Annotated in this window: 20 protein-coding genes; 4 read left to right on the forward strand and 16 right to left on the reverse strand. The window is 75.6% G+C overall.

Going from position 1 to position 20,794, the window contains the following annotated elements:
• Positions 1–12 precede the first annotated feature (12 nt).
• The 4 genes from menD to DAA34_RS01465 all read right to left on the reverse strand — a co-directional run bounded on the left by menD (position 13) and on the right by DAA34_RS01465 (position 4,822).
• The gene (gene menD, locus DAA34_RS01450; RefSeq protein WP_106817308.1) at positions 13–1,707 is read right to left on the reverse strand and encodes a 2-succinyl-5-enolpyruvyl-6-hydroxy-3-cyclohexene-1-carboxylic-acid synthase; all 1,695 of its coding nucleotides are present in this window, start codon (positions 1,705–1,707) and stop codon (positions 13–15) included.
• Positions 1,704–3,311 carry an alpha/beta hydrolase family protein gene (locus DAA34_RS01455; RefSeq protein WP_158707547.1) on the reverse strand — a complete coding sequence of 536 codons (1,608 nt, stop codon included), beginning with the start codon at positions 3,309–3,311 and terminating at the stop codon, positions 1,704–1,706. Before DAA34_RS01455 ends, menD begins: the two co-directional genes overlap by 4 nt.
• On the reverse strand, positions 3,301–3,711 hold the full coding sequence (locus DAA34_RS01460) for a putative T7SS-secreted protein (protein WP_106817310.1): 411 nt from the start codon (positions 3,709–3,711) through the stop codon (positions 3,301–3,303). The genes DAA34_RS01455 and DAA34_RS01460 overlap by 11 nt, the downstream gene beginning before the upstream one ends.
• Before the next feature lie 94 nt (positions 3,712–3,805).
• Entirely contained in the window at positions 3,806–4,822 is a 1,017-nt protein-coding gene (locus DAA34_RS01465; RefSeq protein ID WP_234354055.1) for an o-succinylbenzoate synthase, read from the reverse strand.
• Positions 4,823–4,895: 73 nt separating this feature from the next.
• Here DAA34_RS01465 and menE point away from each other — a divergent pair, with 73 nt between their 5' ends.
• The 3 genes from menE to DAA34_RS01480 all read left to right on the forward strand — a co-directional run bounded on the left by menE (position 4,896) and on the right by DAA34_RS01480 (position 8,251).
• Entirely contained in the window at positions 4,896–6,056 is a 1,161-nt protein-coding gene (menE, locus tag DAA34_RS01470; protein WP_234354056.1) for an o-succinylbenzoate--CoA ligase, read from the forward strand.
• Between the two features lie 83 nt (positions 6,057–6,139).
• The gene (locus tag DAA34_RS01475) at positions 6,140–7,042 is read left to right on the forward strand and encodes a 1,4-dihydroxy-2-naphthoate polyprenyltransferase (protein ID WP_106817313.1); all 903 of its coding nucleotides are present in this window, start codon (positions 6,140–6,142) and stop codon (positions 7,040–7,042) included.
• A gap of 66 nt (positions 7,043–7,108) precedes the next feature.
• A complete protein-coding gene (locus DAA34_RS01480; protein WP_106817314.1) occupies positions 7,109–8,251 on the forward strand; it encodes a winged helix DNA-binding domain-containing protein in 1,143 nt (380 codons plus the stop codon).
• Between the two features lie 8 nt (positions 8,252–8,259).
• Here the strand turns inward: DAA34_RS01480 and DAA34_RS01485 are convergent, their stop codons facing one another.
• From DAA34_RS01485 to DAA34_RS01510, 6 genes are read right to left on the reverse strand one after another with little or no spacing between them, the layout of a single operon-like run.
• Positions 8,260–8,538 (reverse strand): DUF4229 domain-containing protein, encoded by a 279-nt coding sequence (locus DAA34_RS01485; RefSeq protein WP_158707548.1) that lies wholly within the window; start codon positions 8,536–8,538, stop codon positions 8,260–8,262.
• A 2-nt stretch (positions 8,539–8,540) separates the two neighbouring features.
• On the reverse strand, positions 8,541–9,464 hold the full coding sequence (gene ccsB, locus DAA34_RS01490) for a c-type cytochrome biogenesis protein CcsB (protein ID WP_106817316.1): 924 nt from the start codon (positions 9,462–9,464) through the stop codon (positions 8,541–8,543).
• Complete coding sequence (gene resB, locus DAA34_RS01495) at positions 9,461–11,041, reverse strand: cytochrome c biogenesis protein ResB (RefSeq protein ID WP_234354057.1); 1,581 nt, start codon at positions 11,039–11,041, stop codon at positions 9,461–9,463. Before resB ends, ccsB begins: the two co-directional genes overlap by 4 nt.
• 47 nt (positions 11,042–11,088) lie before the next feature.
• A complete protein-coding gene (locus tag DAA34_RS01500; protein WP_106817317.1) occupies positions 11,089–11,835 on the reverse strand; it encodes a cytochrome c biogenesis CcdA family protein in 747 nt (248 codons plus the stop codon).
• The gene (locus tag DAA34_RS01505; RefSeq protein WP_106817318.1) at positions 11,832–12,422 is read right to left on the reverse strand and encodes a TlpA family protein disulfide reductase; all 591 of its coding nucleotides are present in this window, start codon (positions 12,420–12,422) and stop codon (positions 11,832–11,834) included. The genes DAA34_RS01500 and DAA34_RS01505 overlap by 4 nt, the downstream gene beginning before the upstream one ends.
• Positions 12,419–13,213, reverse strand: a complete 795-nt coding sequence (locus DAA34_RS01510; RefSeq protein WP_106817319.1) for a histidine phosphatase family protein — start codon at positions 13,211–13,213, stop codon at positions 12,419–12,421. The genes DAA34_RS01505 and DAA34_RS01510 overlap by 4 nt, the downstream gene beginning before the upstream one ends.
• A gap of 73 nt (positions 13,214–13,286) precedes the next feature.
• Between DAA34_RS01510 and hemL the strand changes: the two genes are divergently transcribed.
• On the forward strand, positions 13,287–14,663 hold the full coding sequence (gene hemL, locus DAA34_RS01515; protein ID WP_106817320.1) for a glutamate-1-semialdehyde 2,1-aminomutase: 1,377 nt from the start codon (positions 13,287–13,289) through the stop codon (positions 14,661–14,663).
• Positions 14,664–14,690: 27 nt separating this feature from the next.
• Here the strand turns inward: hemL and DAA34_RS01520 are convergent, their stop codons facing one another.
• From DAA34_RS01520 to DAA34_RS01545, 6 genes are read right to left on the reverse strand one after another with little or no spacing between them, the layout of a single operon-like run.
• Positions 14,691–15,176 carry a MarR family winged helix-turn-helix transcriptional regulator gene (locus DAA34_RS01520; RefSeq protein WP_106817321.1) on the reverse strand — a complete coding sequence of 162 codons (486 nt, stop codon included), beginning with the start codon at positions 15,174–15,176 and terminating at the stop codon, positions 14,691–14,693.
• Positions 15,173–16,222, reverse strand: coding sequence for a porphobilinogen synthase (gene hemB / locus DAA34_RS01525; RefSeq protein ID WP_106819647.1), 1,050 nt, complete (start codon positions 16,220–16,222; stop codon positions 15,173–15,175). Before hemB ends, DAA34_RS01520 begins: the two co-directional genes overlap by 4 nt.
• Complete coding sequence (locus DAA34_RS01530; protein ID WP_106817322.1) at positions 16,219–17,823, reverse strand: bifunctional uroporphyrinogen-III C-methyltransferase/uroporphyrinogen-III synthase; 1,605 nt, start codon at positions 17,821–17,823, stop codon at positions 16,219–16,221. The genes hemB and DAA34_RS01530 overlap by 4 nt, the downstream gene beginning before the upstream one ends.
• Positions 17,820–18,824 (reverse strand): hydroxymethylbilane synthase, encoded by a 1,005-nt coding sequence (gene hemC / locus DAA34_RS01535; RefSeq protein ID WP_106817323.1) that lies wholly within the window; start codon positions 18,822–18,824, stop codon positions 17,820–17,822. The genes DAA34_RS01530 and hemC overlap by 4 nt, the downstream gene beginning before the upstream one ends.
• Complete coding sequence (locus tag DAA34_RS01540) at positions 18,821–20,119, reverse strand: glutamyl-tRNA reductase (RefSeq protein ID WP_106817324.1); 1,299 nt, start codon at positions 20,117–20,119, stop codon at positions 18,821–18,823. Before DAA34_RS01540 ends, hemC begins: the two co-directional genes overlap by 4 nt.
• Positions 20,116–20,781, reverse strand: coding sequence for a redox-sensing transcriptional repressor Rex (locus DAA34_RS01545; RefSeq protein ID WP_106817325.1), 666 nt, complete (start codon positions 20,779–20,781; stop codon positions 20,116–20,118). Before DAA34_RS01545 ends, DAA34_RS01540 begins: the two co-directional genes overlap by 4 nt.
• Positions 20,782–20,794 lie beyond the last annotated feature (13 nt).

Raw genomic sequence — 20,794 nt, forward strand, 5'->3', positions numbered from 1 at the left:
CGGTGCCGGTGGCTACTCGGTCGGACCGGCGAGGGCCGAGCGGATCCCGCGGTGCCCGTCACGGTCGACGGCGACGGTGACGACCCGCAGCCCCGTGCCGGTGGCTCCGACCCGGTCCGCGAGCGCCCCGCGCAGGGCACGCAACGAGCTGACGCGGACGTGGTCGACGCCGTGCGCGGCGCAGATGGCGGCGAGGTCGGTGCCCGTCGGGGTCGCGAAGACCCGCTCGAAGCGGGCGCGTCCGGCGTCGTCGAGCCCGACGCCGTGCTCGAGCGTGGAGAAGATGCCGCCGCCGCGGTCGTCGAGGACGACGACCGTGAGGTCCGGTCGCGGCTCCCCCGGCCCGATGGCCAGGGCGGCGGCGTCGTGCTCGAACGTGAGGTCGCCGACGAGTGCCACCCACGGACGTCCAGGGTCGGCCAGGGCGAGGCCGACGGCGGTCGAGACGCAGCCGTCGATGCCGGCCAGCCCCCGGCTCGCGACGACGTCGAGGTCCTCGGGCCACTCGCCGACGCCCAGGTCGAGGTCGCGCGCGCTGTTCGACGAGCCGACGAACAGGCGAGCCCCGGCGGGCATGGCCGCGACGACGGCGCGGGCGACGGCGGGGCCGGTGGGCTCGTCCGCTGCCTCGAGGACCGCGGCGTGCCGCTGCGCCGTCACCCTGCCGGCCTCGACCCACGAGGCGGTCCACGCCGGGTCGTCGGCGAGGGGCGACGCGCCGCGGCGGATCGCGGACCACGGGTGGACCCGGGTGACGACGTGGGCCGGGTCGGTCCAGCCGGGGGTCGCGGTGACCGCCTCGACGCGGGTGCCGGGGCGGCGCGTCACGGCACCGACGGCCCGGGACACCGTGGCCCGCCCGACGAGGATGACGCGGTCGGGCGGCTCGGGAACGGCCATCTGGGGGTCGGTCCGGGCGTCCCCGCCCGGACGGCCGAGCCCGGCGAGGACCGACAGCCCGTGCGCCACACCGGTCGGGCCGGGCGGGCCGAGCTCTCGGACGACGGGCCAGCCGTTCCCGGATGCCCACGCGATCGCCTCGTCGACGTGGCGGGAGGTCGGCAGGTCGCCGACGACGACGAGGGGGCGGGCGGGGCCGGGGGCGACCTGTCGCTCGATGCGGACGCGCGGCTCGCCCGCGGTCGGGAGCAGCGGTGCGTCGGGGACGGGCGGGTCGCGCAGCGGGACGTCGAGGTGGACGGGGCCGGGGTCGTCGGTGAGGTCGCCGCGGGCGGCGACGACGGCCCGGGCGACCGTCGTGCGCCACACGGCGTCGGGATCGGGGCCGGCATCGACACCGACGTCGCCGGACCACCGGGTGACCGGGCCGAAGATCCCCGGCTGGCGGGTCGTCTGGTTGGCGCCCGTGCCGCGCAGCTCCACGGGCCGGTCGGCCGTGAGCAGCAGCAGCGGCACCCCGGCGTGATGGGCCTCGAGCGCGGCCGGATGGAGGTTCGCGACCGCGGTCCCGGACGTCGTCACGACCGGGACGGGACGCCGCGACCGTTTCGCGAGGCCGAGGGCGAGGAACGCGGCGGCACGCTCGTCGACCCGGACGTGCAGGCGCAGCAGCCCCGCCTCGTCAGCGGCGGCCAAGGCGTGCGCCAGCGGCGCAGAGCGTGACCCGGGCGCGAGGACGGCGTCACGCACCCCGTGCCGGCACAGCTCCTCGACGATGGCGAGGGCGCACGAGGACGACGGGTTCACCCCGCCGATCCTGCCACCGGGTCGCGTTCGAGCCAGACGTCGGTGGTCTCCGAGCTCTCCCCGTCGAGGAAGTCCGATGCGCCACGCCGCCACTCCGCCAACGTCCGGTCCCCGCCGGTGATCCGGGCGTCGACCTGGCGGGCGGTCTCCCGCTGCGCGGCGGACCCGTGCAGGCCGATGACGGTGTCGTCGGAGTCCGGCGCCGTCCGGCGGACGGTGACCCGGTGGGGGGCGTCGACCGGCGCGCGGCCGTCGAGCCGCGGGACGATGTCGCGGTCGGTCTCGAGCGACAGGAGGCTGACGTGCGGGGGGACGTCGATGTCGTCGACGGGCGAGCCGTAGGTGACGACGTGCGTGATGTTCACGTCCCGGAAGGACGAGTGCTCGGCCGAGCGGGCGGCGTGGATCCCACCTTGGCTGTGGCCGACGACCATGACGGGATCGTTCCGGTGGTCGGATCGGATGCCGCGCGCCCGGTCCTGCGCATCGGCCCGCCGCTGGGCCGCGACCAGCGCGGCGTGCGCCGCGTCCATGACGGCGGTCGAGCCACGCCCGCGGGCCGCGGTGTTGGTCGTCATGTCGTAGGGGTTCGTGCCGGGCCTGGGGTCGAACTCCTTCGTCGGCGGGTAGTGGAGGATCCAGGCGGTCCGTCCGTCCCGGTCGACGCGCTGGACCCGGACCGTCGACGTGCCTCGGTCGCGACTCTCCCCTCGCCCCGGCCCGACGGGCACCACGATCCCGTCGTCGAGCACCCCGCGCCGACCGCCGTCGACGAGATCCCCCACCGTGCGCGGCGGGACCACCCGCTCCCGCGTCGGCGCCTGCGGCCGCCCGGCGGCGTCCCGCCGGGCGCGCAGGGGGCCGTCCTCGAGCATCGGGCCCGGCGCGGCGGCGACCAGGGCCGCGAGGATCGCCGTCGCGTCCCGCGCGTCCCGTGGCGGGGAGGGCGCCCCCGCCGACCGGGCGGCGGCGGACAGGACCGGATCCGCCGGTGCGCCGTAGACGCACCGGAGGCCCAGGACGATGCCGTCGGCGCCGGCCGCCAGATAGCTGCCCGCCCACGGGTTCTCCGCGACGGACGCGTCGCCCGCCCGTCGTGCCGTGCGCCCGGCGTCCCGCCCCGCCGGCGTGGCTCCGAGCCGGGCCGCCGCGACGAACGCCTGCTGCCCCTGGGGCGTGGCGAGAGTGGCGGTCCCGGCCAGCAGGACGACCGGCGCGGCGACGCCGACGGTGATCCCCAGGGTCACCCCGACGGTGTCGGCCGTCCCCTCGAACGCCGCGGTGGCGGCGTGCTCCCCCTGCTCGTACGCAAGGACGGACGCCTCGAGGGTTGCTCCCAGCCCCGTGAGGCCCGCCGCGTCCAGCGGCAGCGCGCCCGGATGGGCGAGCCGGACGAGCGCCTCCTCCAGCGCGGCCCAGGTCACGGGCGAGAGGGGTGCCGTCGCCATCACCCCGGGGTTGCGCATCCCCTCGGACGCCACCGCGGCGACGAGCCCGAGGTCGAGGCCGGCCCGGCGCAGGTGGCGGGCCGCCCCGGCGAGGTCGTCGAGCCGGGCCGCGATCCCGTGCGCGCCCCCGATGACGGCGAGGTCGTCAGCCCGCACGGTGCCCACCCCCGACCGCGCGACGGGCGCGGTCGCCCGCCTCCGCCGCCTGCCGGGCGGCCTCGTGCGCGGCGCGCCGGGCGGCGTCCTGCGCGAGCTCGACCCGGTCCGCGGCCGCCCGGCGGTGCTCTGCCACCAGGTCCGCCGCCTCGTCGAGCGCGTCCCGCCGGCGGTGCAGCGTCGTCACCCACTCCTCGAGCCGGTCGCGGAAGGCGTCGGCGGCGCTCCCGCGCCACTCCCGCAGCTCGACCCGGCGCAGCCCGGCGCGGATGCCGTCGACGGTCGTCGCCGCGTCCCGCAGCCGCCGTTCGAGCGCGGTGAGGGCGATGGCGTCGAGGACGGGGACGGCGAGCTCGACCGGGAGATCCGGGGGGATCGGGCGCGGTGCACGACTGGTCACCGCCCCATCGCAGCGGCCCGCGGGGCGTGGCGGAGGCCGACGGGACCGACCTGTGGAGAACGGGCCGTACCGACGGCCGGCGGTGGACGGCGCGTCAGGCGGTCCCCGCGGTGAGCACTCCGTGCGCCGCGGTCGTCCGCTCGCGCCACCACCGTTCGCGCTCGGGGTCCACCCGCCACCGGTCGAGCAGGTCCGGCGTCGCAGCCACCCCCACCGCCCGCGCGACGTCGATCACCCCGTCGTGCGCGACGAGGCTGTCCGCGACGACGTCACCCGTGAACAGCTCGACCGTCCCGAGCCCGCAGGCGAACGGCAGGTCCGGCAACGCGGCCGCGAGCCGCACCCCCGCCGCGATCCCGATGCTCGTGTCGAGCGCCGAGGAGACGACCGCCGGCAGTCCGCAGTCGGCGACGACCTGCAGCGCCCGCGCGACCCCGCCCAGCGGCGCCACCTTGACGACGACGACGTCCGCGGCCTCGAGCCGCGCGACCCGCAGCGGGTCCTCCGCCCTGCGGATCGACTCGTCGGCCGCGACCCGCACGTCGAGCCCGGCACCGGCGAGCGCGACCCGCAGCCGGGCGAGGTCCTCGACGTCGGCGCACGGCTGCTCCACGTACTCGAGGTCGAAGGGCGCGAGCGCGGCGACCGCGTCCCGCGCCTGGGCGAGCGACCAGCCGCCGTTGGCATCGACCCGGATCCGCGCGTCGCGGCCGAGGTGTCGTCGCACGGCCGCGACGCGCTCGACGTCGTCCCGCAGCCGCTGGCCGGGCTCGGCGACCTTGACCTTCGCCGTGGTGCACCCGTCGAACCGCGCGAGGACCGGCAGGACGTCGGCCGCCGCGACCGCAGGCACGGTCGCGTTCACCGGCACCTCGGCGCGCAGGCTCGGCGCGGACGATCCCCACGCCGCCTCGATCGCCGCCCCGAGCCACCGGGACGCCTCCTGGGGCCCGTATTCCGGGAAGGGGCCGAACTCCCCCCAGCCCGTCGGCCCCTCGAGCAGCGCGACCTCCCGGACGGTCGTCCGTCGGAAGCGGGTCCGCAGCGGGATGCCGACGACGTGCAGGCGCGCCAGGACCTCCTCGAGGTCGGGCAGCGTCGCAGGACCCACCGTCGGCACCCCCTTCGTCGTCGCAGCGTCCCTCGCAGTGTGCCCGACGGGTGCGGCTGCGTACGGTGGCCGGGTGCCTCAGCTGACCGCCCTCGCCCTCCCCGACGGGCCGGGGGTGCGCGCGGCCCTCCCGGACCTGGCGCGGGCACTGTCCGGCGAGCGCCCGGCGGTGCCGCTCGCACCGGCGGCGCCGAGCCCGCTGGAGGGGGCCGAGGTCCCGCCCGGCACGGCGCTCGTCCTGTCGACCTCCGGCTCGACCGGGACCCCGAAGCCCGCCGTCCTGCCCGTAGCCGCCCTCGCCGCGAGCGCGACCGCGACCCACGACCGGCTCGGCGGGCCCGGCCGGTGGCTGCTCGCGCTGCCCGCGCACCACGTCGCGGGCGTCCAGGTCCTCGCGCGCTCGCTCGCCGCGGATCTCGAGCCGCACGCAGTCGCGCCCACCCGCGGGGCGGAGGCCTTCGTGCGTGCCTTCACCACCGCCGAGCAGGCGATGCCGGGCCCGCGTCGCTACACCTCCCTCGTCCCGACGCAGCTCGCTCGCCTGCTGCGGGACGCCGACGGCACGGCCGCGCTCGCCCGGTTCGACGGCGTCCTCGTCGGAGGTGCGGCGTGCCCGCCCGGGCTCGTCGATGCCGCGGCCGCCGCCGGCGCACGGGTCGTGCGGACGTACGGGATGTCCGAGACCTCCGGCGGCTGCGTGTACGACGGGGTGCCCCTCGAGGGCGTGCGCGTCCGGACCGAGCCCGGCGAGCGGGGTGACGCCGTCCTCCTGGGCGGGCCGATGCTCGCCAGCGGCTACCTCGGCATGCCCCAGGAGAGCGCGCGGGCCTTCGTCGACATCGACGGCCAGCGGTGGTTCCGCACCGGCGACCTGGGCACGTGGGACGGCACGCGGCTGACGGTCCACGGTCGGGCCGACGACCTCGTCGTCACCGGGGGGTACAAGGTCGCGCCCGCCGTCGTCGAGGACGCCGCGCGAGGGCTGCCGGGGGTGACCGACGCGCTCGCGGTCGGCCTGCCGGACGCCGAGCTGGGCCAGGTCGTCGGGCTGCTCGTGGTGCTCGAGACGAGCACGGGCGGATCAGACGACCTGCGCGAGGCGCTCCGCCCCCACCTTCCGCGGTACGCCCTCCCTGCGGTCGTCACCGCCGTCGGGGCCCTCCCCCTGCGCGGCCCGGGCAAGCCCGACCGGCGCGCCGCCGCGGCGCTGCTGGAGGCGCTGCCACGGTCCTGAGCACCGTGCGCGGTGCGGGAGAATGACGACCCATCCGTTCGCCCACCCCCAGGAGCACCACCCCCCGATGGNGGGGCAGTGGTGTGACAGAGACGGCCCCCGCCCAGTGGATCGCCGGAGCCCGTCCCCGGACCCTGCCCGCCGCGCTCGCGCCCGTCCTCGTCGGCTCCGGCGCGGCGGCCGCGGTCGACGCCTTCGACCCGTCGATCGCGCTGCTCGCGCTCGTCGTGTCGACGAGCCTCCAGATCGCGGTGAACTACGCCAACGACTACTCCGACGGCGTTCGCGGCACCGACGAGGAGCGGGTCGGACCCGTCCGGCTCGTCGGCCAGCACCTGGCAGCGCCGGAGAGCGTCAAGACGATGGCGTTCATCTTCATGGGGATCGCCGTGCTCGCCGGGCTGGCGCTCGTCGCGCTCGCCAACACGCTCGTCCTGCTACCGGTCGGCGCCCTCGCGCTGCTCGCGGCGTGGCGCTACACCGGAGGGGACAACCCGTACGGCTACCGCGGTCTCGGCGAGGTCTACGTCTTCGTCTTCTTCGGGCTCGTCGCGACGCTCGGCACGCAGTGGACGCAGGCCCACCGCCTGACGTGGGTCGGGCTGTTCGGCGCCGTCGGGGTCGGGGCGTGGGCCTCGGCGATCCTCGTCGCGAACAACCTGAGGGACATCCCCAGCGACACCGAGGCGGGCAAGCGGACGCTCGCGGTCCGGCTCGGCGACGCCCGGACCCGGACCCTCTACCTCGCGCTCGTCGGGGTCGCCCTCCTGTGCGGGCTGGCGTGCACCGGGTGGCACGTCGGGGCGGCCGCATCGGCGCTCGGGGTGCTGGCCGCGTGGCCGGCGATCCGGGCCGTCCGCGGCGGCGCGACCGGACGCGACCTCGTGCCCGCCCTCGGCGCCACCGGGCTGGCCCAGCTCGCGTGGTCGACCCTCCTCACGATCGGGGTCGTCCTCACCTACTCCGTCGCGACCCTGCAGCGCTGACCCCGCCCGCGGACGAGATCCCGCAGGAACGGGTCCCGGCCACCGCCGGACCCGTACGGTGAGACCGTGGACCGCGACCTCGACCTCATCCGCCAGCGGCTGATCGCGACCGGCCTGGCCGTCCCCGACGACGCGTCCCCGCAGGATGCGGTCCGTCGGCTGGGGTGCGCGCAGGGGCAGGACCTGCCCGGGGTCGTGGCCTCGTTGGCGCTGCGGGTGCCGGGCGCCACCGCCGAGGACGTCACCGCCGCGATGACGGACGGCGGCGTCGTACGCGGCTACCCCATGCGCGGGACGGTCTTCGCGGTCCACGCCGACGACCTCGCCTGGATGGGGGAGCTGCTCCGGCCGAAGTTCGGCACCGATCTCGCGCGGCGCCGGGCGGCCCAGGGCGTCGACGAGGCCACGGTCGCCCTCGTCCGGGACACGGCGCTCGCGGCGCTCGACGGCCCCACCCGGTCGACCGTCGCGGACGTCCCCGACCCGGGGCTGGGGCTCACCCGGGCAGAGCTCGCCGGGCGGTGGGATGAGGCGGGGGTCGAGATGACGAGCGCCCGCTCGTACCACTTCATCTCGACGATGATGATCGAGGGCCACCTCGTCTACGGGCCGTGGGACGCGGAGGCGAAGGAGCAGCGGATCGTCGCGGCGTCGACGTGGCTGCCGGCGGACTCTGGCCTGGCGGCGCGCTTCGGCGGGGACCGGGTCGCGGCGATCGCCCACTGGCTGCGGACGTACCTGACCTCCCACGGTCCGGCGACGCTGCGGGACTTCGCGTGGTGGACGAAGCTCGGCCTGACGGAGATCCGCACGGCCGCGCCCGCGGCGACGGAGGGGCTGGCGGAGACGACGGTCGACGGGCAGGCCGCGTGGTGCCGGCCGGAGGTGCTCGAGGCGGGCGAGGACCTGCTGCGGGCGGCCGACCGCGCGATGCTCCTGCCCGGGTTCGACGAGCTCGTCCTCGGCTACCAGGACCGCGGCTTCCTTCTTACGCCGGCCGAGCACGACGCGACGGTCCCGGGCAACAACGGGGTCTTCCGGGGCCTGGCGCTCGACCGCGCCCGGCCACTCGGGACGTGGCGCCGTGCCGGGTCAGGACGGCGGCGCCGGCTGGAGCTCACCCGCTTCGAGGGCGGACGCGCCGTGCCGAAGCGCGCCGAGGCGGCGTTCGAGCGGGCCTTCGAGGCCCACCCCTGGCTCGCGCCCTGAGCACTGCGTCAGCGGTAGTCGTCCTCGGCGGCCTCGTCGCTGCCCGGCGCCGGTGCGCGGTCTGCGGCCCGCTCCGCCCGCGCCCGGGAGCGCGCGGTGAGCTGCTCCTCGAGCTCGCGCCGGAAGGGCCGCAGGACGACCGCGGACACGAGCACCGAGAGCACCGCCGCCCCGACGGCGAGCCACGGCAGGTGCTTCGCCTCGCGCAGCCCGAGCAGGTACAGCGCCGACAGGCACCCGAGGAAGACCATGATCCGCAGGATCGAGTAGGTGACGAAGGCGCGCACGGTCACAGCCCCGAGTACGAGTGCATGCCGACGAGGAACTGGTTGACGACGACGTAGTTGATGATGATGCACACGAACCCGGCGACCGCGACGAGGTTGGCCGTCCGGCGGCTCACGGTCGTCGTCGCACGGGCGTGGAGGTAGGCCGCGTAGACGACCCAGATGACGAACGTCCACGTCTCCTTCGGGTCCCAGTTCCAGTAGGAGCCCCAGGCCTGACGCGCCCAGATCGCACCGGCGATGAGGGTGAAGGTCCACAGCGGGAAGGCGATGATGTGGGTCCCGTAGGCCATCCGCTCCAGGGCCTGCGCGTTCGGCATCTTGTCCAGCAGCGAGGGCCGGGCACCCTCGGGCACGCCCCGGGCCTGGCGCCGGTCGGCCAGCAGGTAGAGGACGGTGATGACCGCGCCGAGGATGAACAGCGCGATCGAGAAGGTCGCGACGACGACGTGGATGACGAGCCAGTAGGACTTCAGCGACGGCAGCAGCTCGGCGGCCTCGGTGTACCAGGCGGTGATCGCCATGCCGAGGACGAGCAGGACCGGGGTGACGACGAAGACCCCGAGCCAGCGCAGGTCGCGCTTGAGGGACCACACGCAGAACAGCAGGATCGTGAACATCGAGGCCACGAGCGCGAACTCGTGCATGTTGCCCAGCGGGGCGCGGTTGACGCTCGCGCCGCGGAGCACGGCCGCCAGGAGCAGGAGAAGCCCGCCGAGCCACGTCAGGGTCCCCGCGACGCCCCCCATCTTCCGGGCGTGCTGGGGCGTCGCTACGTCGTCGGCCGGTGACCCGGAGCGGGCATCGACCCGCGCGGGCACCATCCCCGCGAGGTAGACGGCGTAGAGGATCATCGCCACGGCGAGCACCGCCATCGCCGAGTAGATGCTGATGTTGGCGTACGACGCCACCGTTTCCTTCGTCATGACAGGGGAATCCTCCCACTCGCCGGGTCGAGCGAGCTCCGCACCCGGCGTGCGACGTCCGTCACGAGGTCACCCAGGCCCGAGTCGTCGTCGCGGCTCATCCCCGCGATCGTCAGCCGGCCGTCCTCGACGCGGGCGAACATCCGACGCCGGGGGACCGTGAGGCTGAGGACGAGACCCGCCAGCGCGGCCAGCGAGGCGCCGAGCGTCAGCCACTTGTCGGGGTCGTAGCGCACGGAGAAGCCCGCGAAGCGCTCCACCTTGTCGAACGTGATGCTGCCGCGGTCGCCGGGCAGCGTCGCGCTCTGGCCGGGGGTGAGCCAGATCCTGGTCGGGCTGCCCTTCGTCCGGCCACTGGTCGAGATCACCGGGCTCATCGAGTCGGTGTCGATGGCGAAGACGGACGAGGGCTTCCCGCCCGGGAACAGCTCGCCCTCGTACAGGCTGAGCGCCAGCGCCGGCGCCTTCGCGTCGGGGAAGACCGACTCCGGCCCGCGCTGCTCGTCGATGGTCGCGGTCGGGAGGAAGAGGGCGACGAACCCGAGGTCCTTCGGCTGCGCGGCCGGGACCTTGATCGCCCCGACGGAGCGGTAGTTGCCGTCCGTGGGCAGCATCGGCGTCGGCCCGCTGCTGAGCACCCGGCCCTTCGCGTCCCGGACGGTGACGACCGGCGCGTACCCGTTGCCGAGGAGGAAGACCGTGGCCCGGTCCATCTCCAGCGGATGGTTGACCTGGACGACGTCGGACCGCGTCGGGGCGCCCGGCTCGTCGGCGACGGTCACCCGCGCGGTGAAGTCCCGCGGCTGGCCGAACTGCCCGCGTCCTGTCACCTCCTCCTCGAACGTCACGTCCATCGAGTCGACCCGCACGGTGAACGGGCGCAGGTCGGACGCGGTGTCGACCCACGGACCGGGGCTGAGGGTGTCGAACCGGGTCTGGGTGTTGGTGAAGGTCTGTCCGACGGGGACGATGACGTCACCCTTCCAGCCGAAGACGTGCCCGATCGCCACCCCGACGATGACGAGCACGAGCGCCAGGTGGAAGACGAGGTTGCCGGTCTCGCGCAGGTAGCCGCTCTCCCCCGACAGCGCCGCGCCGTCGCGACGCACCCGGTACCGGCGGCCCGGGGCACGGCCGGCGCGCAGCTGCTGCTCGACGGCACCGAGCGCGGTGTCGGCGTCGACCCCGTCGGGCAGGTCGATCACCGCGTGGGCGGGCAGGCGGGTGAGGCGGCGAGGGGTGCGTGGGGGCGCCGCCCGCATGGAGCGCCAGTGGGCGGCCGTGCGGGGCAGGACGCACCCGACGAGCGAGACGAACAGCAGGAGGTAGATCGCCGAGAACCACGGCGAGGCGTAGACGTCGAAGAACCCGAGCCGATCGAGCCAGGGACCGGTACGCGGGTGGGCGTCGATGTAGTCCGCGGTGCGGGACGCGTCGAGCGAGCGCTGCGGCCACAGCGACCCCGGCACGGCGCCGAGCGCGAGGAGGAGCAGCAGCAGCAGCGCGGTACGCATGCTCGTCAGCTGGCGCCAGGCCCAGCGCAGCCAGCCGACGAACCCGATCTTCGGCTGGTTCACGGGTGCCGGTGTGCGCCGGGCCGGGTCGGTGCGGCGGACGGACGGGCTCACAGCGGGGCCTCCCACGTCGAGATGAAGCGGCCCTGGAGCCAGACGGTCGCGTCGTCCCACAGGCCGGTGAGGAGCAGGACGCCGAGCAGCGCGAGCAGGCCCGCGCCGATCAGCTGCACGGCGCGGGTGTGCCGGCGTAGCCCGCCGGAGATCCGCAGCCAGCGCTCCCACAGCAGCGCGGCGAGGACGAACGGCAGCCCCAGGCCCAGGCAGTAGGCGACGGCGAGGACCGCCGCCCGCCCGGTGTCGGGGTCCGGCCCGGCGACGGCGAGGGTGAGGACGGCCGCGAGCGTCGGGCCGATGCACGGCGCCCAGCCGAGCCCGAAGACGGCCCCGAGCAACGGCGCCCCGACCAGCCCGCTCGTCGGGGTCACCGGGAGCCGGACGCTGCGCTGGACGCGGTCGCTGCCCACCCCGGCGAACACGAGCGCCATGAGGATGAGGACACCCCCGCCGATCCGGCCCAGCAGCGCCCGGTGCTCGACGAGCGCGACGCCGACCCCGGCGACGAAGACCGTCCCCAGGACGAAGACGGCGGTGAACCCGAGGACGAACAGCAGCGCGCCGACCACCATCCGCCACCGGGATCGGTCGGCCAGGGAGGTGTCGCTCACGCCGGTGACGTAGCCGAGGTAGCCGGGCACGAGCGGCAGCACGCACGGGCTCGCGAAGGAGACGAGCCCGGCGAGCGCGGCGACGAGGACGGCGACCGGCAGCGCCCCGGAGGTGACGACGTCGTTCACCCGGCGGACGCGTCCTCGATGAGACCCAGGAGGGTCGAGCGTTCCACGGCGCCCCGGACGACCGCGGCGATCCGCCCCTGCTCGTCCAGGACGATCGTCGTGGGCTGGCTGGCGACCTTGCCCTGGAGCGCCACCGCGCTCGTGCCGGCCTCGTCAGAGATCGAGGGGAAGGTGTGGCCCCACGCCTCCGCCTGGGCCCGGCCGTTGGCCGCCGGCTCGCGGTAGTCGATGCCGACGAACCGGACGCCGTCCTTCTTCGTTCGCTCCTGGACCTCCTCCAGGACGGGGGCCTCCGCCTGGCACGGGCCGCACCACGAGGCCCACACGTTGAGCACGACGACGTCGCCACGCAGGTCGGCGACGTCGAGGTCGTCGCCGTCGAGGGTCGTCCCGGACAGCTCGACGGGGGTCGCGCGGTCGGCGACCGGGATCTGCTCGATCGCGCCGTCACCGGCGATGTAGCCCTTGCGGCCACCGCCGCGCGCCTGGTCGGCGACGGACCCCGGCTCGGCGCCGCCGCAGCCGGCGAGGGTGACCGGCAGGAGCGCGATCGCGGCGGCCGCGAGCGCCCGACGTGCCGCGCTCATGCGCCCGGCACCGCGCTCGCCTGCGGGTACAGGTGCGCGGCGGGCTCGCTGTAGGAGACCTCGACGACACGGTCGCCCTCGTAGGTCACGCTCGTCACGGAGGCGAGGTTGCACTCGCGTCTGCGGGGGTCGTGCCACAGGTGCCGGCCCTCGAGGACGCTGCGCATCGTCCACACCGGCAGCTGGTGGCTGACGACGAGCGCCTCCCGCCCGCGGGCGTGGTCGCGGGCGTCCTCGATGGCGGCGGTCATCCGGCGGGCGATCGCTGCGTACGACTCGCCCCACGTCGGCACGGTGGGGTTGCGGACCCACCACAGCCGCCACGGGCGCCGCAGGAAGCCCTTGCCCTCGAAGCGGGAGCCCTCGAACCGGTTGCCCGCCTCGATGACCCGCGGGTCGATGACCGGAGTGAGGCCGTGGTCGGCCGCGACGGGCGCAGCGGTCTCCTGCGTGCGCTCGAGCGGCGAGCATACGACGAGCGCGAGGTCCCGGCCGGCGAAGAAGGGGACGACGGCCTCGGCCATCTGGCGCCCGAGATCCGAGAGGTGGTAGCCGGGCAGACGGCCGTAGAGGATCTTGCGCGGGTTGTCGACCTCCCCGTGGCGCAGCAGGTGGACCACCGTGCGGACCGTCGAGGTGTCCTCGACACCTCGCGATGCCTCCTGCGCGGCCCCGCTCGCCCGCTCCGAGGCGCGTTCGGCGACCGCCGCGGTGTCGAGACCGGGCCCGGTCCCGTCGGCCTCCTCGGCGGGGTCGTCGGGGCGCGCGGGGTCCTGCGGGTGCTGCGGCATGGGCGGATCATCCCATACCACCCTGTGAGCCCGCCCGGCCCCCGGCGGCAGGGCCGGTGGGAGGATCGGGGGCATGCCCTTGACCCCGCACGTCGACCCGACCGCCGCACCGACCGTCGCGCTGCCCCCGCTCGCGCTGCCGTACCCGCCGGACGCCCCGGCGTCGGCCGCACTCTTCGAGCGGGCCAGCGGCGTCACCCCCGGCGGCGTCAACTCGCCGGTGCGCGCGTTCCGCAGCGTGGGGGGCACACCGCGCTTCGTCGACCGGGCGCAGGGGCCGTGGCTCGTCGACGTCGACGGCCGCCGGTACGTCGATCTCGTGTGCAGCTGGGGGCCGATGATCCTCGGCCACACCCACCCGGACGTCCTCGCCGCCGTCACGGCCGCCGCGTCGAAGGGCTTCTCGTTCGGCACGCCGAGCGAGAACGAGGTCGCCCTGGCGCAGGAGATCGTCGCGCGGGTCGAGCCGGTCGAGCGGGTGCGCCTGGTCAGCTCGGGCACCGAGGCGACGATGAGCGCGATCCGCCTGGCCCGCGGGTTCACGGGCCGCACGCTCGTCGTCAAGTTCTCCGGGTGCTACCACGGGCACGTCGACAGCCTGCTGGCCAGCGCCGGGTCGGGGGTCGCGACGCTGGCCCTGCCGGACTCCGCCGGCGTGAGCCGGGACGCCGCCGCCGAGACGCTCGTCCTGCCGTACAACGACCTCGCGGCGGTCGAGGCGGCGTTCGCCGAGCGCGGGGAGCAGATCGCGTGCGTCATGACCGAGGCCTCCCCCGGGAACATGGGGGTCGTCCCGCCCGAGCCGGGTTTCACCGAGGGGCTGCGGCGGATCACCCGGGAGCACGGCGCGCTCCTGATCAGCGACGAGGTGATGACGGGATTCCGGTGCAGCGCGGCCGGCTGGTACGGGCTCGAGGGGCCCTACGAGGCCGGCGCGCCGGACCTGTTCACCTTCGGGAAGGTCATGGGCGGGGGCTTCCCGGCGGCGGCCTTCGGCGGGCGGGCGGACATCATGGCCCACCTCGCCCCGGAGGGGCCGGTCTACCAGGCGGGGACGCTGTCGGGGAACCCCGTCGCGACCGCCGCGGGCCTGGCGACCCTGCGGGGCTGCACGCCCGAGCTCTACGACCGGCTCGGGGTCGTCTCGACGACGATCTCGGAGGCGGCGAGCGCCGCGCTGTCGGCGCAGGGCGTCCCCCACCGGGTGCAGCGGGCCGGGTCGATGTTCAGCATCTTCTTCCGCGAGGGCCGGGTGCGGGACTACGACGACGCCCGGGACCAGGACGTCGCGGCGTTCGGGCGCTTCTTCCACGCGATGCTGAGCGCGGGGGTGCACCTTCCCCCGAGCGCGTTCGAGGCGTGGTTCGTCTCCGGCGCCCACGACGACGAGGCCGTCCAGGTCGTCCTCGACGCCCTGCCCGCTGCCGCACGCGCGGCCGCATCGGCCTGACGATCGGCCGACCCCGAACCCCGCCGCTCAGGCCTCGCCGGGCTCGCGCTGCCCGGGGCACAGGTGGTCGCGCACCCTCGCCATCGCCTCGCCGAGCGCCGCGAACTGCTGCGGGGTGAGGATGTCCACGAGCGCCGCACGGACGCACTCGACGTGCGTGGGGCTCATCGCGTCGAGCGCCGTCCGCCCGGCGGGGGCGAGGGCGATGACGACGCCCCGCCGGTCGTCGGGCGCCGGCTCCCGCACGACCCAGCCCCGTCGCTCGAGGCGGGCCGCGGTGTGCGAGACCCGCGAGCGCGACTGCACGATCTGATCCGCGAGCAGGGACATCCGCGTCCGCTGGCCGGGGGACTCCGAGAGCATCGACAGCAGCTCGTACTCGGTGAGGGCGACCCCGTACGTGTCCAGCGCCCGGTCGAGCTCGACCTCGAGCAACCGGCTGCCCCGCAGGTACGCCCGCCAGGCCGCCTGCTCGCCGTCGTCGAGCCATCGCGACTCGGTCGTCGGGGTCATCGCTCGGCACCCGCCGGGAACGCCGCGTCGCGCAGCAGCCCGACGACCTCGATCGCGAAGTACGTGAGGACGATCCCCGCCCCGGCCCGCTTGATGGTCACGAGGGACTCGAGCACGGCGCGGTCCCTGTCGATCCACCCGCGCTCGGCCGCGGCGACGATCTGGCTGTACTCCCCCGAGATCTGGTAGGCGGCGACCGGCACCGGGCTGATCCCGGCCACGGTTGCGAGGACGTCGAGGTGCGGCCCGGCAGGCTTCACCATGACGATGTCCGCGCCTTCCTGCAGGTCGAGAAGGGTCTCGACCTGCGCCTCCGCGGCGTTCGCCGGGTCCTGCTGGTAGGCGGCCCGGTCGCCCTCGAGGCTGCTCTCGACCGCGTCGCGGAACGGCCCGTACAGCGCCGAGGTGTACTTCGCCGCGTACGCCAGCAGGGCGACGTCGGTGAAGCCCTCGGCATCGAGCGCCGCACGGACGTGACCCACCTGGCCGTCCATCATCCCGGACAGGCCGAGGACGTGCGCCCCGGAGCGGGCCTGAGCGAGGGCCATCGCGGCGTAGCGCTCGAGGGTCGCGTCGTTGTCGACGACCCGCACCCCCGGCCGCTGCGGGTCGTCGCCGAGCACCCCGCAGTGGCCGTGGTCGGTGAACTCGTCGAGGCACAGGTCGGTCATGACGACGAGGTCGTCCCCCACCGCGTCGACGACCGCGCGGGTCGCGACGTTGAGGATCCCCTCGGGATCGTCGGCACCGCTGCCGACCGCGTCCTTCGTCAGCGGTACGCCGAAGAGCATGATCCCGCCGAGCCCGGCCGTGACGCAGCGCCGGGCCTCCTCGACGAGCGAGTCGAGCGAGTGCTGGACGACGCCGGGCATCGACTCGATCGGCGTCGGCTCGGACGCGCCCTCCTTGACGAAGACCGGCAGCACGAGGTCGGCCGGGTGGAGCCGGGTCTGGGCGACGAGCCGGCGCAGGGCCGGCGTGCGACGCAGTCGCCGGGGGCGACGTACGGCGCCGGGCGCCGAGCCGCCGAGCGCCGCGCCGGTCACCGGGCCCGCCGCCTCGTCGTGCTCTTGCGGCGCAGGCTCGGCCGGGTCCACTCCTCGCCGGAGGCCGCGGCCTCGAGGACGAGCCCGCGGGCGTGGTCGGCGAGCGCGTCGACGACGGAGACCGCGGACGCCTCGGGCGCGAGGACGTCGACCCGCAGGCCGTGCTCCTCGGCCGTCTTCGCGGTGGCCGGGCCGATGCACGCGACGACGGTGTTCGCGTGCGGCTTGCCCGCGATGCCGACGAGGTTGCGGACGGTCGAGCTCGACGTGAAGACGACGGCGTCGAACGCCCCGCCCTTGATCGCGTCGCGCACGGGCGCCGGCGGCGGGGCCGCGCGGACGGTGCGGTACGCGGTGACGTCGTCGACCTCCCAGCCCATCTCCTGCAGGCCGGCGACGAGGGTGTCGGTCGCGATGTCGGCGCGCGGGAGGAAGACCCGGTCGATGGGGTCGAGCATCGAGTCGTACGGCGGCCACTCCTCGAGCAGGCCACGGGCCGACTGCTCACCGCTGGGGACGAGGTCGGGCACGAGGCCCCACTCGGCGAGGGCCTGCGCGGTCACCCCGCCGACCGCGGCGATCTTCAGGCCCGAGAACGCGCGCGCGTCGAGCCCGAGCTCCTCGAAACGCTCGCGCACGGCACGCACCGCGTTGACGCTGGTGAACCCGACCCACTCGTACCGGCCGGTGACCAGGCCCTTGACCGCGCGCTCCATCTGCTGGGGGGTGCGGGGCGGCTCGACGCTGATCGTCGGGACGACCTCGGACGTCGCCCCGTGGGCGGCCAGACGGGTCGTCATCGTGCCGGACTGCTGCTTGGTCCGGGGGACCAGGACGCGCCAGCCGAACAGGGGCTTGGTCTCGAACCAGCTGAGCTTCTCGCGCAGGTCCACGCTCTGGCCGACGACGACCACGGCCGGGACCTCGGTCTCGGCGACGACCGGGCTGGCGTCCTCGAGGGTCGTGGTGCGGGTCGACTGGGACGTCGTCGTGCCTCGCTCGGTCACGGCGACGGGGGTCGACCCGGGCCGCCCGGCGGCCAGCAGCCGCTCGACACCGGCGGTGAGCGTGGCCGCGTCGCCGAGGAGGACGACGGTGACGTCCTTCGACGCCGCACCCTCGACCCCCGCGACGTCGTCGCCCGCGACGACCTGCACGGCGGCGGTCGAGGCAGTGGTCAGCGGCACGCCCGCGTACGTCGGCACGGCGCTCGCGCTCGTCACGCCCGGGACGACGTCGAACGGGATCCCGGCCTTGGCCAGGGCGAGGGCCTCCTCGGCCATCCCGTTGAACACGGCCGGGTCGCCGTCCATGAGCCGGACGACGACGCCCTCGGGGTGAGTCTTGGCCGTCTTCACGAGGAGCTTCGCCCGCGCGGCGACGGTCAGCTGGGCGTCGTGGTCCCCGTCGGTGGCGTCGACGACCTCGACGTCGTCCTTCGCCCACCGGGCCAGCACGTCGTCGCGGCGCGGGCGGTCGACGACGACCGCGTCCGCCTCGGCGAGGTGGCGGGTCGCGGCGACGGTGAGGAGGTCGGGGTCACCGGGTCCTGCTCCGATGAACACGACGTGGGCAGGCGCCGTGGCCTTGCGCGGAGTCACGTGGGGTCGTCCTTCGAGGTGGCGGGCTGGTTCGTGGCGGTCGGGTCCGCCGGCGGACCGGGGTCGGGTCGCAGCGGGGCGATGTCGGGCGCCCCGTCGTCGAGGAGGGTCTCGGCGAGGGTCGTGCCGAGGGCGGTCGCGACCGCGGTGGGGTCGGCGTCGGGTGTCAGGGAGGCACTCGCGCTGCGACGGATGTCGGTCGCCCCGTCCGGCGCGGACACGACAGCACGCAACGTCAGCTCGAGGCTGTCGATTCCCTCGGCGACCTCGGCGAGCGCCCCGATCGGCGCGGCGCAGCCGGCCTCGAGACGCGCGAGCACGGCCCGCTCGGCGGTGACGGCGGCGCGGCTGTCCGCGTCGTCGAGGGCCGCGAGGGCCTCGCGGACGTCGACGCGGTCCGCGCGGCACTCGACCGCGAGGGCACCCTGCGCGGGCGCGGGGAGCATGAGGGCGGGGTCGAGGACCTCGGCGACCTCGTCCGCCCTGCCCAGGCGCAGCAGACCGGCCCGCGCGAGGACGACGGCGTCCAGTCGACCGTCGCGGACCATGCCGATACGGGTGTCCACGTTGCCGCGGATGTCGACGAGGTGCAGCCCGAGCCCGAGCGCGGCGAGCTGGGCGCGGCGGCGCGGCGAGCCGGTACCGACCTTCGCGCCAGCGCCGAGGGAGTGCAGGCCCTGCCCGCTCGCGGTGACGAGGACGTCGCGCGAGTCCTCCCGCCGCGGGACCGCTCCGATGACGAGCCCGGCCTCGGCCGCGGTCGGCAGGTCCTTGAAGGAGTGGACGGCGAGGTCGACGTCCCCGCGGCGCAGCGCCTGGCGCAGCGCGCTCGCGAAGACCCCTGTCCCGCCGAGGCTCGCGAGCGACTCGGTGCTCACGTCGCCCTCGGTGACGACGTGGACGAGCTCGACCTCGTGGCCGTGGGCGCGCAGCAGATCCGCGACCCAGCCCGACTGGGTGCGGGCGAGGACGGAGCGACGGGTGCCGAGGCGGAGCTTCATGGGCGCGCCTCCCGCTGCGCGAACTCGTCGCCGAGCCGCAGGTCGAAGAGGGCGTCGATGACGTCGACGTAGTCGTCGATGCGCCCGTCGACCGCCATCTCCTTGACCCTGACCGTCGGCGCGTGGAGCAGCTTCTCCACGACCCGGTGGACGGCCAGCCGCACCTCGGCGCGCTCGGCGTCGGTGAGGTCGGGGGTACGCTGCTCGAGCCGGGCGAGCTCGGCCTCCATGACGCCGGTCGCGTTCGCACGGAGGGCGGCAACCGTCGGGCCGACCCGCTCGGCCGCGCGCGCACCCTGGTGCCGACGCACCTCGGCGGCCACGAGCTCTCGGGCGCGGGCGACCTCGGGGGTGCGGCCGGCCGCGCCCAGGTCCTCGCCGAGGCGGTCGAGACCGAGCCGGGTCACGCCGGACAGCTCGTCGACGGCCTCGGCGACGTCGTGAGGCAGCGCGAGGTCGAGGTACGCCTGCGGCCGTCCGCCGCGGGCGATCTGCGCGTCCGTCGCCGTCGCGAGATCGACGACGACACCGGTCGAACCGGTGCACGAGATGACGATGTCGGCACGGGCGATCCCGTCCGCCAGGTCGGCGATGTCGATCGAGCTGCCGCCGAGGCGCTGCGCCAGGTCGCTCGCGCGTGCCGCGGTGCGGTTGACGACGGTGAGGCTGCGCACCCCGGCCCGGACGGCGGTGGTGGCCGCGAGCGCGCTCATCGACCCGGCCCCGACGACGAGCACGTCGACGTCCGCGGGCGAGCTCGCGCCGATCGCCGGGAAGGCACGGTCGAGGCCGGCCTGGACGAGCGAGCGGGAGACGGTGTCGATCTCGGTCTCGGAGTGGACGCGCTTGCCGACCCGCAGGGCCTGCTGGACGAGCGCGTTGAGGGAGGGGCCCGTCTCCTCGCGCTCCTGCCCCTCCGCGAGGGCCGAGCGCAGCTGACCAAGGATCTGCGCCTCGCCGACGGCCATCGAGTCCAGGCCCGCCGCGAGGGAGAAGGCGTGCTCGACGGCACCCTCGTCGTAGTGGAGGACGAGGTGCTCGCGCAGATCGTCGCGGTTCAGCGCGGTCCGCGACGTGAGGGCGTCACGCAGGGTGTCGACGGCCGGGTGGAACGCCGTGACCTCGGCGAAGACCTCGGTGCGGTTGCACGTGGAGAGGACGAGGATCTCGCGGACGTGGTCGCCGGCGAGGGCGACCGCGGCGACGTCCGCCCGGGCCGCCGGGTCGAGCGCGGCGCGCTCGAGCACCTCGAGCGGGGCGTTGCGGTGCGAGAGTCCGAGGACGAGCAGGCTCACGGCGCCACCCCCGCGAGGCCGGCCTTGCGCTGCTCGTGGAAGGCGAGGATCTGCAGCTCGGTCGAGAGGTCGACCTTGCGGACGTCGACCCCGGGCGGCACGTCGAGGACGCAGGGCGCGAAGTTGAGGATCGAGGACACCCCGGCGGCGACGAGCGCGTCGGCGACGGTCTGGGCGGAGGCGGCCGGGGTCGCGACGACCCCGATCGCGGGGTGGTGGGCTGCGGCGACGGCGGGCAGGTCGTCGACGTGCCGGACGCGCAGCCCGCACACCTCGTCCCCGACGACGCCCGGGTCGTCGTCGAGGAGCGCGACGACGGTGAACCCACGGGTGGCGAACCCGGAGTACGCGGCGAGCGCGCGCCCGAGGTTGCCCATCCCGACGATGGCGACGGGCCAGTCGCGGGTGAGCCCGAGCTCCCGGGAGATCTCGAAGCTGAGGTGGGCGACGTCGTAGCCCACGCCGCGGACGCCGTAGGAGCCGAGGTGGGAGAGATCACGTCGGAGCTTGGCCGACCGGACACCGCTGGCCTGGGCGAGCTCCTCGGAGCTCACGCGCACCGCGCCGGACGCCGCGAGCTCCCCCAGGGCACGCAGGTACCCGGGGAGTCGGGCGACGGTGGCATCGGGGATGCCACGGCTGTCGCCAGTGTCGACCGTCACGCGCGGGGGGCTC

Origin of the sequence: Janibacter massiliensis, assembly GCF_900289115.1 — a bacterium.
Taxonomy (GTDB): domain Bacteria; phylum Actinomycetota; class Actinomycetes; order Actinomycetales; family Dermatophilaceae; genus Janibacter_A; species Janibacter_A massiliensis.

Bases quoted from the DNA above. Each gene is read 5' to 3' on its own strand.
- DAA34_RS01510 (WP_106817319.1), bottom strand. From the start codon at position 13,213: ATGCCGCAGCACCCGCAGGACCCCGCGCGCCCCGACGACCCCGCCGAG.
- hemC (WP_106817323.1), bottom strand. From the start codon at position 18,824: ATGAAGCTCCGCCTCGGCACCCGTCGCTCCGTCCTCGCCCGCACCCAG.
- DAA34_RS01520 (WP_106817321.1), bottom strand. From the start codon at position 15,176: ATGACCCCGACGACCGAGTCGCGATGGCTCGACGACGGCGAGCAGGCG.
- DAA34_RS01505 (WP_106817318.1), bottom strand. From the start codon at position 12,422: ATGAGCGCGGCACGTCGGGCGCTCGCGGCCGCCGCGATCGCGCTCCTG.
- ccsB (WP_106817316.1), bottom strand. From the start codon at position 9,464: ATGACGAAGGAAACGGTGGCGTCGTACGCCAACATCAGCATCTACTCG.
- hemL (WP_106817320.1), top strand. From the start codon at position 13,287: ATGCCCTTGACCCCGCACGTCGACCCGACCGCCGCACCGACCGTCGCG.